Origin of the sequence: Kitasatospora sp. NBC_00039 (genome assembly GCF_045160625.1) — a bacterium.
In the GTDB taxonomy this organism is placed as follows: Bacteria; Actinomycetota; Actinomycetes; order Streptomycetales; family Streptomycetaceae; genus Kitasatospora.
Genome location: NZ_CP108289.1, coordinates 4,570,283 through 4,581,652 on the forward strand (window position 1 = coordinate 4,570,283; position 11,370 = coordinate 4,581,652).

Annotated in this window: 11 protein-coding genes; 6 read left to right on the forward strand and 5 right to left on the reverse strand. The window is 71.3% G+C overall.

What is annotated here, in order from left to right; genetic code table 11:
- Nucleotides 1-188: 188 nt before the first annotated feature.
- From OG286_RS20190 to dnaA, 5 genes are all read right to left on the reverse strand, one after another.
- Entirely contained in the window at nt 189-683 is a 495-nt protein-coding gene (locus OG286_RS20190; protein ID WP_396323003.1) for a DUF721 domain-containing protein, read from the reverse strand.
- A gap of 259 nt (nt 684-942) precedes the next feature.
- On the reverse strand, nt 943-2,076 hold the full coding sequence (gene recF / locus OG286_RS20195) for a DNA replication/repair protein RecF (RefSeq protein ID WP_396322982.1): 1,134 nt from the start codon (nt 2,074-2,076) through the stop codon (nt 943-945).
- 48 nt (nt 2,077-2,124) lie between these two features.
- Nucleotides 2,125-3,000, reverse strand: coding sequence for a phosphogluconate dehydrogenase (NAD(+)-dependent, decarboxylating) (gene gnd, locus OG286_RS20200; RefSeq protein WP_396322983.1), 876 nt, complete (start codon nt 2,998-3,000; stop codon nt 2,125-2,127).
- Between the two features lie 157 nt (nt 3,001-3,157).
- On the reverse strand, nt 3,158-4,288 hold the full coding sequence (gene dnaN, locus OG286_RS20205) for a DNA polymerase III subunit beta (protein WP_396322984.1): 1,131 nt from the start codon (nt 4,286-4,288) through the stop codon (nt 3,158-3,160).
- Nucleotides 4,289-5,218: 930 nt separating this feature from the next.
- Nucleotides 5,219-7,105 (reverse strand): chromosomal replication initiator protein DnaA, encoded by a 1,887-nt coding sequence (gene dnaA, locus OG286_RS20210; RefSeq protein ID WP_396322985.1) that lies wholly within the window; start codon nt 7,103-7,105, stop codon nt 5,219-5,221.
- A 464-nt stretch (nt 7,106-7,569) separates the two neighbouring features.
- On the opposite strand from dnaA, the gene rpmH reads away from it, so the two are divergent.
- The 6 genes from rpmH (at nt 7,570) to rsmG (ending at nt 11,337) form a co-directional block, all read left to right on the forward strand.
- Nucleotides 7,570-7,707 (forward strand): 50S ribosomal protein L34, encoded by a 138-nt coding sequence (rpmH, locus tag OG286_RS20215; protein WP_148643823.1) that lies wholly within the window; start codon nt 7,570-7,572, stop codon nt 7,705-7,707.
- 19 nt (nt 7,708-7,726) lie between these two features.
- A complete protein-coding gene (rnpA, locus tag OG286_RS20220) occupies nt 7,727-8,155 on the forward strand; it encodes a ribonuclease P protein component (protein ID WP_396322986.1) in 429 nt (142 codons plus the stop codon).
- Nucleotides 8,152-8,523 (forward strand): membrane protein insertion efficiency factor YidD, encoded by a 372-nt coding sequence (gene yidD / locus OG286_RS20225; RefSeq protein ID WP_396322987.1) that lies wholly within the window; start codon nt 8,152-8,154, stop codon nt 8,521-8,523. Before rnpA ends, yidD begins: the two co-directional genes overlap by 4 nt.
- Entirely contained in the window at nt 8,520-9,692 is a 1,173-nt protein-coding gene (gene yidC, locus OG286_RS20230; protein WP_405365644.1) for a membrane protein insertase YidC, read from the forward strand. The genes yidD and yidC overlap by 4 nt, the downstream gene beginning before the upstream one ends.
- A gap of 82 nt (nt 9,693-9,774) precedes the next feature.
- Nucleotides 9,775-10,305 (forward strand): protein jag, encoded by a 531-nt coding sequence (locus tag OG286_RS20235; RefSeq protein ID WP_396322989.1) that lies wholly within the window; start codon nt 9,775-9,777, stop codon nt 10,303-10,305.
- 180 nt (nt 10,306-10,485) lie between these two features.
- Nucleotides 10,486-11,337, forward strand: a complete 852-nt coding sequence (gene rsmG, locus OG286_RS20240; protein WP_396322990.1) for a 16S rRNA (guanine(527)-N(7))-methyltransferase RsmG — start codon at nt 10,486-10,488, stop codon at nt 11,335-11,337.
- Nucleotides 11,338-11,370: the final 33 nt, after the last annotated feature.

Here is an 11,370-nt window from a genome sequence, read left to right on the forward strand (position 1 = left end):
AGTGTTTGGCTCTCAGTCTACCGGTACGACTGACATAGATGGGCGTTTGGCAGCCTCTGAGGGCAGATACGCCGCCCTGAATCCCCTCTGCACATGTCCCGATACTCGCCCCGGGGGCTCAGAGCGCCTGGAAGGGCCGTCAGGGGTTCCGGAAGATCCCGGTCCGCTCGACGCCGCGCCGGCCGCGGTCAGCCCCAGGTGTCGCCCGGCCCCTTGCTGCCCGGCGCACGCAGCCGGCCGTAGCCGCGGACCGGCGCGGCCGGGCCCAGCACCTTGATGGTCTTCACCGTGCCGTGGCCCAGCTCGTGATTCAGACGGGCCACCAACTGCCGCGCCAGCCAGCGGAGTTGGGTGGCCCAGGCGGTGGAGTCGCACTGCACGGTGAGCACTGCGGCCTCGTCGTCGTAGGAAGTGGGTGCGCAGTGCGCGGCGATGTCCGGGCCGACGATCTGCGGCCAGCGGCCCATCACCCCGCCGACCGCGGCGGAGGACTCCCAGCCCCGCTCGGTCAGCAGCCGGTTCAGCGCCGCACCCAGCGGCACCGGGTCGCGCCCGTCCGAGCGCGCGCCGCTGCGCAGTCCGTGCCGCTTGGCCTCGCGCTTCTCCCGGACCTGCTCGCCGCGCTGGCGCGCCTGCGCCCGGGCCGCGCGCAGCGCCGAGCGGGCCAGGTCGGCGCCGGTCAGCCCGGCGGCGGCCGGATCGGCGCCGGCCGGCTGCGGGAGGTTCTCGGCCGGCTCGCTCACGGCGATCTCCTATCCCCAGGCTGTGGACAACGGTGAGCCGTCCAGCGTACGGGAGCCGGCGGGCGGCGGGTGCACAGGCTGTGCACGGGCGGAAATCGTGACGATGTGACGGGGCCGCGGTTGCGGAGGCCGGGGGAGACCCGCGGCGGCCGGGGCGGATGCCCGGGCCGGCAGCAGGGGCGGGCTTCGGGGGCGGGCTTCAGGCGTCGACCCGGCGCACAGCGCCGTCGGCCACCGCGTACCGGGCCCCGGCCAGGGCCTTCGGCACGTCCTCCGCGACCGCCGCGGTGACCAGCACCTGCTCGCCGCCGGCCACCAGCTCGGCCAGCCGGTCCCGGCGGGTGGCGTCCAGCTCGGCGAAGACGTCGTCGAGGATCAGCACCGGCTCCCCGCCGTCGGCGCGCAGCAGCTCGTACGAGGCCAGCCGCAGGGCCAGCGCGAACGACCAGGACTCGCCGTGGCTGGCGTAGCCCTTGGCGGGCAGCGGGCCGAGTCTGAGCACCAGCTCGTCGCGGTGCGGGCCGACCAGGGTGATCCCGCGCTCGACCTCCTGCTTGCGGACGGCCTGGAGAGCCTGGAGGAGCTGCTCCTCGGCCTGCTCGCGACTGGACGGCAGCTCACCCTCGAAGGAGCTGCGGTACTCCAGCGCGGTCTCGCCCCCGGCGGGCGCGAGCTGCCCGTACGCGGCCGCCACCAGCGGTTGCAGGGCGGCCACCAGCTGGATCCGGAACGCGGTCAACTCGGCTCCGGCGCGCGCCAGATGGCCGTCCCAGACCTCCAGGGTGGAGAGGTCGGCACCCTTGCCGCCACCGGCCCGGCGGGCCATCGCGGCGGTCTTCAGCAGCGCGTTGCGCTGCTTGAGCACCCGTTCGTAGTCCTGCCGGACCCCGGCCAGCCGGGGGGCGCGGGCGGTCAGCAGCTCGTCCAGGAAGCGTCGGCGCTCGCCCGGGTCGCCCTTGACCAGGGAGAGGTCCTCGGGGGCGAACAGCACGGTGCGCAGCAGGCCCAGCACGTCGCGCGGGCGGACGTTGTCCGAGCGGTTGATCCGGGCGCGGTTGGCCTTGCCCGGGGCGATCTCCAGCTCCACCAGGGTGGAACGGCCACGGTCCACCACGGAGGTGCGGATCACCGCCCGCTCGGCGCCCAGCCGGATCAGCGGCGCGTCGGTGGCGACCCGGTGGCTGCCCAGGGTGGCGACGTAGCCGATCGCCTCGACCAGGTTGGTCTTGCCCTGGCCGTTCGGGCCGACGAAGGCCGTCACGCCCGGGTCGAGGGGCACCTCGGCCCGGGCGTACGACCGGAAGTCGGCGAGCGACAGATGCGCGACGTGCATGGCTGTGGACTGCGCTCGCCTTCTGGGGATGACTCTGCGGGTGCGGGACTACTTCGACTCGACCGCGTGGCCGCCGAACTGGTTGCGCAGCGCGGCGATCATCTTCATCTGCGGCGAGTCCTCCTGGCGGGACGCGAAGCGGGCGAAGAGCGAGGCGGTGATCGCCGGCAGCGGGACGGCGTGGTCGATCGCGGCCTCGACGGTCCAGCGGCCCTCGCCGGAGTCGGCGGCCCAGCCCTTGAGCTTGGCCAGGTGCTCGTCGTCGTCCAGGGCGCGGACGGCCAGGTCGAGCAGCCAGGAGCGGATGACGGTGCCCTCCTGCCAGCTGCGGAAGACCTCGCGGACGTCGGTGACCTCGGGGGCGGCCTCCAGCAGCTCCCAGCCCTCGGCGAAGGCCTGCATCATCGCGTACTCGATGCCGTTGTGGACCATCTTGGCGAAGTGGCCGGCGCCGACCGCGCCCGCGTGCACCGAGCCGAAGTCGCCCTCGGGCTTGAGCGCGTCGAAGACCGGCTGGACCTTGGCGACGTACTCGGCGTTGCCGCCGTACATCAGCGCGTAGCCGTTCTCCAGGCCCCAGACACCGCCGGAGACGCCGCAGTCGACGAAGCCGATGCCCTTGGCGGCCAGCGCCTCGGCGTGCTTGATGTCGTCCGTCCAGCGGGAGTTGCCGCCGTCGACCACCACGTCGCCGGGGGAGAGCAGCTCGGCGAGCTCGTCCACGGTCGCCTGGGTGGCGGCGCCGGCCGGGACCATGACCCAGACCACGCGCGGGCCCTGGAGCTTGGTGACGAGCTCCTGGAGGCTCTCGACGTCCGAGACGTCCGGGTTGCGGTCGTAGCCGATGACGGTGTGGCCGGCGCGGCGGATCCGCTCGCGCATGTTGCCGCCCATCTTGCCGAGACCGATGAGGCCGAGCTCCATGACCAAGTCCTTACCTGTGGTGACATGCCTGCCGGCGGCGCCGTTGCCGCGCTGTCCTGAGCCTACGCGCTGAAGTGACAGGGCCTCCCCCGGTCGGGGCCCGACCGGGGGAGGCCGTCCACCGGCTGTGCACAGCCTGTGGATGTCAGCGGTGAGGTCAGCCGGAGAGGCGCACCGGCATGATCAGGTACTGGTAGGCCTCGTCCGCCTCGGTGTCGACCGAGGCCTTGCCGCTGAGCAGGGCCGGCTTGGTCGGCGTGGTGAAGCTCAGCTGGGCGTAGGCGGAGTCGATGGCCTTGAGGCCCTCCTCCAGGTAGCCCGGGTTGAAGGCGATCGAGATGGCGTCGCCCTCCAGGGAGGCGTCGATCCGCTCGGTGGCCTGGGCGTCGTCGCCCGAGCCGGCCTCCAGCGTCAAGACGCCCTCCTCGAAGTTCAGCCGGACCGGGGTGTTGCGCTCGGCGACCAGCGAGACGCGCTTGAGCGCCTCCAGGAAGGGCTGCGTCTGGATCGCCGCGATCGCGTTGAACTCGGTCGGGAAGAGGCTGCGGAACTTGGGGAACTCGCCCTCCAGCAGCCGCGTGGTCGTCCGGCGGCCGGCGCCCTCGAAGCCGATCAGGCCCTCGCCCGCGCCGCCCGAGGAGAGGGCGATCGAGACGTTGTCGCCGCTGCCCAGGGACTTGGCGATGTCCTGAAGGGTCTTGGCGGGCACCAGGGCCACCGCGGAGATGTCCGGCTGCTCGGGCTTCCAGAGCAGCTCGCGGACGGCGAAGCGGTAGCGGTCGGTGGCGGCCAGGGTGATCCGGTCGCCCTCGATCTCGACCCGGACACCGGTGAGCACCGGCAGGGTGTCGTCGCGGCCGGCGGCCACGGCGGCCTGGCTGACGGCCGAGGCGAAGACGTCGCCGGGGACGGTGCCGGTGGCGGTCGGCATCTGGGGCAGGGCCGGGTACTCGTCCACGGGGAGGGTGGGGAGGGTGAACCGGGAGCTGCCGCAGACCACGCTGACCCGCTGGCCGTCGGTGGAGATCTCCACAGGCCTGTTGGGAAGGTTGCGCGAGATGTCGTTCAGCAGCCGGCCGGAGACCAGGACGGTGCCGGCCTCCTCGATGTCGGCCTCCAGCTCGACCCGGGCCGAAACCTCGTAGTCGAAGCCGGACAGCGCCAGGCTGCCGTCCTGTGCCGTCAGCAGCAGGCCGGCCAGCACCGGCACCGGCGGCCGTGCCGGGAGGCTGCGGGCAGCCCAGGCCACCGCCTCCGCGAGGACGTCACGCTCCACCCGGAACTTCACCGGTAACCGCCTCCTGGATCGAGCGCTCCCGCTCGCACGTCTGGTTCTTCTGATCTTGGTCTTCGGTGCGCCTGTCCGCCGAGCTCTGCCACTCCGCTTCCAGTCGCCGAGGACAGTCTGACGTACTCCACCGACAGACGGGGCAGACGGGCGGAAGCAAGCCGAACAGATGTCGGGGTCCGGTTGTCCACAGATTTCAGGCCCACCCGCTTTTGAACGAGTCGACTGGTCTATAGGTGTAGCAGTAGTAGTAGGGCCTGTGGAAACCGTGGATAACCCCGTTTGCGCAGGTCAAGCCACGTTTTTTGTCCACAGGAGGTGTGGACGGCGGCTGTGGACGGACACGGGCCGCTGTGGACAGCGGAGCGTTACCCACAGGCCACGGTCGGTATCCACAGGTTATCCCCAGCGCTGTCCCCAGATCCGGGCCCGGTTATCCACGGGCGCCGGTCAACATTACGTGACGCCTTTCACACCAGGGCATGAACGCTACCTCACGGTTGTCGAACTGTGGACCCAGCTGTGGACAACCTGGGGATAACCCGGACGGCCCTGGGGACAACCGGTGGATAACCCGGACGGCCCTCTGACGGCGCGCCAATTGTCCACACCCTGTGGATAACCGTTGTGCACAAGTCCACAGGCATCTGACCTGCGCCGAAGAGCGTAGCGGCGGCCGGCCTGTGGAGGAATTCTGGATAACTCGGGACTCCCCGGCCTGTGGACGGTGGAGAGGGGGCTCCGGCTGTGGACAACGGCCTTGCGCGCCCGGCGGGTTCGAATCCCCGGTCAGATGTTCGGGTGCGGCCCGCGGGCCGGCGGAGCGTCCATCACCGGTATCCCTGCCCAGCGGATCGGCGGCACACACCTGTGGATATGCCGAAAGGGCGTCAGGATGGCTCCTGACGCCCTTCAACGGCCGTGGACGGCCTAGCTCTTGATGCGGTTGGTCAGCTCTGTCACCTGGTTGTAGATCGAGCGGCGCTCGGCCATCAGGGACCGGATCTTGCGGTCGGCGTGCATCACCGTGGTGTGGTCGCGGCCGCCGAACTGGGCGCCGATCTTCGGCAGCGAGAGGTCGGTCAGCTCGCGGCAGAGGTACATGGCGATCTGGCGGGCCGTCACCAGCACCCGGCTGCGCGAGGAGCCGCAGAGGTCGTCCACACCCAGCCCGAAGTACGCGGCGGTCTGCTGCATGATGACCTGCGCGGTGATCTCCGGGCCGGCGTCCTCGTCCCCGCCCGGGATCAGGTCCTTGAGGACGATGCCGGCCAACTCCAGGTCCACCGGCGCCCGGTTGAGGTTGGCGAAGGCGGTGACCCGGATCAGGGCGCCCTCCAACTCCCGGATGTTGCGGGTGATCCGGGAGGCGATGAACTCCAACACGTCCGCCGGGGCGTTCAGTTGCTCCTGGATCGCCTTCTTGCGCAGGATCGCGATCCGGGTCTCCAGCTCGGGCGGGGTGACGTCGGTGATCAGCCCCCACTCGAAGCGGTTGCGGAGCCGGTCCTCCAGCGTGATCAGCTGCTTGGGCGGCCGGTCCGAGGAGAGGACGATCTGCTTGTTGGCGTTGTGCAGGGTGTTGAAGGTGTGGAAGAACTCCTCCTGCGTGGACTCCTTGCTCGCCAGGAACTGCACGTCGTCCACGAGCAGGATGTCCATGTCCCGGTAGCGCTTGCGGAACGCGTCCGCCTTGCCGTCCCGGATCGAGTTGATGAACTCGTTGGTGAACTCCTCCGAGGACACGTAGCGCACCCTGGTCCCCGGGAAGAGACTGCGCGAGTAGTGCCCGATGGCGTGCAGCAGGTGGGTCTTGCCCAGCCCGGACTCGCCGTAGATGAAGAGCGGGTTGTACGCCTTGGCCGGGGCTTCGGCGACCGCCACCGCCGCCGCGTGCGCGAAGCGGTTGCTCGCGCCGATGACGAAGGTGTCGAACAGGTACTTGGGGTTCAGCCGGGCGGCGGGCTCGTCCTTGCGGGAGCCGCCGGCCGGGGGAGCGCCGGGCGGGGCGGGGACGCCGGGCACGGCCGGGCGGTCGGTGGCGCGCTCGTGGCCCTTGTCCGAGGGACGGCCGGGGGCCGGTCGGGCCGCGGGGGAGCGGCGGCCGGCGGCGGTCCGGGGGTGCTCGCCGGGACCGGGGCCGTAGGCGCCGCCGAACAGGTCGCCCTGGGTGGTCGCGGACGGTCCGGGGAGCGGCCGGGGAGCCGGGCGCGAGGTCGGCGGCTCCGGCTCGGGGTAGCCGGAGGACTGCTCGGGGTAGCCCTGGTGGCTCTCCCAGGGCGGCTGCTGGGCCGGCCCGCCGTACGGCGAGGGCTGGCCGCCGCCGTACGCCGGGGCCTGGTGCTCCTCGTAGCCGCCCGTCCCGTACTGGTCGCGCTCGTACTCGGACTCGTAGGGCCGCTCGTACTGCTGGTGGCCCGGGTGGGGCTGGCGCGGACCGTGGGCCTGGTGGCCGTACTCGCCACCGCCCTCGGAGCGCTCCCACGGCTCGGCGGCCTGCGGCTCGGTGGTCTGCGGTTCGGCCGGGCCCGGCGCGGGGGCGGTGGGCACCGCGTTCGCGTCGACCATCACGGCGATCCGGACCGGGCGGCTGAGCTCGCGGCTGAGGGCCTCGGTCAGCTGCGGCAGCAGCCGGCCCTCCAGCACCTGCTTGGCCCGCTCGTTGGGGGTCGCCAGCAGGGCGGTGTCGTGCATCATCCACATCGGCTGGGTGCGCTGCACCCACTGCTTGTCCATCTCCCCGACATCCGGGTCGCTGACCAGCCGCTCGACGACTCTCGCCCAGACCGGGACGAGGTCGCTGTTGACATCAGCCACTGGTGCACGCTTTCTCGGTTCCCCGCGGCTCCAGCAGGGGTGGTGGATCAAGAGACTGTGGATCTTCGGTCCGTTGACGAAGAACAAACCAGACAAGTCCTGCAACGGTAGTCAGCGAACAGAGCCGGATCAAGTCGTTGTCCACAGGCTGTGGGCGACGGGGTCGGTGGGTGGGACGCCGAGCGGGCCCCCGGGTGGTTCCGGGCCGGCCGGCTCGAACGGCTGGTTTGACCCTCGTGCCCCGTCCCGCGTACCGTAACCAGGTCGAGTTGTCGATGGCCGCTGCCGCATGTCCGCGGGTCCACCCGCTCCATAAGGCGCGCAGCACGGGCGCCGTGGATTGCCTTCAACCCCAGCCGAACTGGGGCGATGGGCCGGATTTCCGTACAGGGGAGATCACGCGGACGCACGGTGACGGCCAAGCGACACCCCGTCATCCTACGATTCACCTCAGGAGCCCCCGAGTGAGCAAGCGCACCTTCCAGCCGAACAACCGTCGCCGCGCGAAGACCCACGGCTTCCGGCTGCGTATGCGTACCCGCGCCGGCCGCGCCATCCTGGCCGCCCGCCGTGGCAAGGGCCGCAGCGCCATCTCCGCCTGATCCGCGCCAAGAGTCTGTTGTGCTGCCCTCCGAAAACCGGCTGCGGCGGCGCCAGGACTTCGCGACCGCAGTGAAACGCGGTCGCCGGGCCGGCCGGCCCCTACTGGTCGTCCATCTCAGCAGAGACGGTGACCCGAAGGGACCGGCCGACCGGACCAGCGACTCCCGCCCGCACGTCGCCGAGGGGACTCCTTCGGCGCGTGCGGGTTTCGTCGTGAGCAAGGCCGTCGGCCCGGCCGTCGTCCGCAACCTGGTCAAGCGCCGGCTTCGCCATCTCGTCCGTGATCGTCTGTCCAGGCTGCCCGCCGGTAGCCTGATAGTGGTGCGTGCGCTGCCCCAGGCCGCGTCCGCCTCGTACCAGGACCTCGAACGCGACCTGGACGCGGCGCTCAAGCGGCTGCTGAAGGTGGAGCCCGCCGCGACGGCGCCGACGGGAGCAGGGCGATGAAGTACCTGCTGATGGGTCTGATCAGGGTCTACCAGTGGACCATCAGCCCACTGCTCGGTCCGGTCTGCCGTTACTACCCCTCCTGCTCGCACTACGGCTTCGAGGCCGTGAAGGTGCACGGGGCGGTCAAGGGCGGTGGCCTGACCGTGTGGCGCATTCTGCGCTGCAATCCGTGGACGCCGGGCGGGGTCGATCATGTCCCGCCGCGTAAGCACCCGGTGTGGCACCGACGACTGCGCGACCTGCTGAACAGCCGGTCCGCCGCAGAGCAGCCGGTGACCACGCCCCCCGCCGGTCCGGACCCCGAGGGCCCGGCGACCATTGGTCCCTTGGGGCCGATCCCAATGTCCAAGGAGCCTGACCGGTGACCTTCTCCTTCCTGAACCCCCTGTACACAGCGGTGTCCTGGATCATCGTCCAGTTCCACTCGCTGTACAGCCACATCTTCGACCCGGACGGTGGCTGGGCCTGGGGTCTGGCCATCGCCTCCATGGTGGTCGTGATCCGGATCTGCCTGATCCCGCTCTTCGTGAAGCAGATCAAGGCGACCCGGGCCATGCAGGCGATCCAGCCGAAGATGAAGGCCATCCAGGAGCGCTACAAGAACGACAAGCAGCGCCAGTCCGAAGAGATGATGAAGCTGTACAAGGAGGCGGGTACCAACCCGTTCTCCAGCTGCCTTCCCATCATCGTGCAGGCGCCGTTCTTCACCGCCCTCTACGGCGTGCTGGCGTCGGTCGCCAAGGGCAAGTCCATCGGCGTCATCAACGGTGACCTGCTGACCAGCGCCGGCAAGGCGCACATCTTCGGTGCCCCGCTCTCGGCGACCTTCGTCGGCAGCAGCGAGACCAGCGTCAAGATCGTCGTCGCCATCATGATCATCATGATGTCGGCGTCGCAGTTCATCACGCAGCGCCAGCTGATGACCAAGAACGTCGACCTCACGGTCAAGACGCCGTTCATGCAGCAGCAGAAGATGCTGATGTACGTCTTCCCGATCATGTTCGCCGTGATGGGCATCAACTTCCCCGTCGGTGTGCTGGTCTACTGGCTGACCACCAACGTCTGGTCGATGGGCCAGCAGCTGATCGTCATCCGCAACAACCCGACTCCGGGCAGCAAGGCCTGGGACGAGCGCCAGGACCGCCTGAAGAAGCAGGGCCGGCTCAACCCGGACGGCTCGGTCATCAAGGGCGCGCTCTGGGGCCTCCTGCCTCCGAAGAAGACGGCCGCCACCTCCGCCGAGGCCGTGGTCGAGGACGCGGTGCAGGTGCGCCGCCAGCAGCCGCGCAAGCAGACCAAGGCACAGCGCCAGCACGGCGGTGGCGCCCAGACCGCCAGCCTGACCAAGGACGACACGGCCCCGGCCGAGGAGCCCGCCAAGGCAGAGCAGGCCGTCCCGGCCGAGTCCGGCAGCGCCAAGCCGGCCGCGAGCCGGCCCGGTGGTGCCAAGTCGGGCCCGGCCCGGCAGCCGGGCGGCCGGCAGCAGCCGAAGCGCGGCGGGCAGGGCGGCCAGCGGCCGAAGAAGAAGTCCTGACCCGACCGGCCGGCCCCGCCCAGCGGCCCCCGAACCTCGTTCCCGGCCCACCACCCGGGCCCATCCCTGAAGGAGTCCATCAGTGACGGAAGGCACCACCTCCGCCGTCGAGGTCGAGGACGCTGCCAGCGCCGACGAGAGCCTCATCTCCCGTCTGGAGCAGGAGGGCGACATCGCGGCGGACTACCTGGAGGGTCTGCTCGACATTGCCGACCTCGACGGTGACATCGACATGGACGTGGAGGGCGACCGAGCCCTGGTGTCCATCGTCAGCGACGGCAACGACCGCGCGCTGCACCGCCTGGTCGGCCAGGACGGCGAGGTGCTGGAGGCCCTGCAGGAGCTGACCCGGTTGGCTGTCCACCGGGAGACCGGCGAGCGCAGCCGTCTCATGCTGGACATTGCCGGCTTCCGGGCCCGCAAGCGGTCCGAGCTGGCCGCGCTCGGGGCCAAGGCCGCCGACCAGGCGAAGAGCACGGGGGAGCAGGTCAAGCTGCGGCCGATGACGCCGTTCGAGCGCAAGGTCGTCCACGACGCGGTGGCCGCGGCCGGGCTGCGCAGCGAGTCGGAGGGCGAGGAGCCCCAGCGGTGCGTGGTCGTGCTGCCGGCCTGAGCCCGGGGAAGTCGATGACCGGCCGCTCCGGCGACCGGTGACCGTCAGAGGACTCGACCCCGTCCGCCACGTGCGGGCGGGGTCGTTGTCCCTTCGCAGGGTGTTGCTGCCCGGCGAGAGATGTTTCACGTGAAACGGTGCGAGAACGGGTCGGTGGATCCGGGGAGCAGAGAGGTCGAGATGGACACGGAGAGCGCGGCTGCCGGTGGGCCGGTGGCGGGTGCCGGTGGTTCCGAGGCCGAGGGTCCGGCGGAGCCGGTCACCGAGGGCGCGGCCGACCCGGCCGCCGAGGGGCTGGCCGAGGCCCCGGCCGTGGCCCGGGAGGTCTTCGGCGAGCGCTTCGACGCCGCGGTCCGGTACACCGAGCTGCTGGCCACCGCGGGTGTCCAGCGCGGGCTGATCGGCCCCCGCGAGGTGCCGCGGCTCTGGGACCGCCATGTGCTGAACTGCGCGGTGCTGGCCGAGCTGCTGCCGCCCGGCTCCACCCTGTGCGACGTCGGCTCCGGGGCCGGCCTGCCCGGCATCCCGGTCGCGCTGGCCCGCCCGGACGTCTCGGTGACGCTGCTGGAGCCGCTGCTGCGCCGGACCACCTTCCTGGAGGAGGTGGTCCGGGAGCTCGGGCTGGAGAACGTCACCGTGCTCCGCGGCCGGGCGGAGGAGATGGTCGGCAAGCTCGCGGTGGACGTGGTGACGGCTCGGGCGGTCGCTCCGCTCGACCGGCTGGCCGGCTGGGGCCTGCCGCTGCTCCGCCCGCACGGCCAGATGCTGGCGCTCAAGGGCGACAGCGCTGAGCAGGAGCTGGCGGAGTCGCGGGCCGGGCTGGCCAAGCTGGGCGCCGTCGAGTGGACGGTGATCTCGGTCGGCGAGGGCACCCTGGAGACGTCGACCCGGGTGATCCAGGTGAAGGCGGGGGAGAGCCCCGGCGGGGTGAAGGCGGCCACCCGGCGGGCCAAGGCGGCCCGGGCCGGACGTGCCGCCGGTGCGGTGCGCGGCGGCGAGCGCGGCCGGACCGGGCGGCGGCGCAGCCGCTGACGTTCGGGTCCGGGCGATGGCCCGGGCGGTGCA

Bases quoted from the DNA above. Each gene is read 5' to 3' on its own strand.
- recF (WP_396322982.1), bottom strand. From the start codon at position 2,076: ATGCACGTCGCGCATCTGTCGCTCGCCGACTTCCGGTCGTACGCCCGG.
- gnd (WP_396322983.1), bottom strand. From the start codon at position 3,000: ATGGAGCTCGGCCTCATCGGTCTCGGCAAGATGGGCGGCAACATGCGC.
- yidD (WP_396322987.1), top strand. From the start codon at position 8,152: ATGAAGTACCTGCTGATGGGTCTGATCAGGGTCTACCAGTGGACCATC.
- rsmG (WP_396322990.1), top strand. From the start codon at position 10,486: ATGGACACGGAGAGCGCGGCTGCCGGTGGGCCGGTGGCGGGTGCCGGT.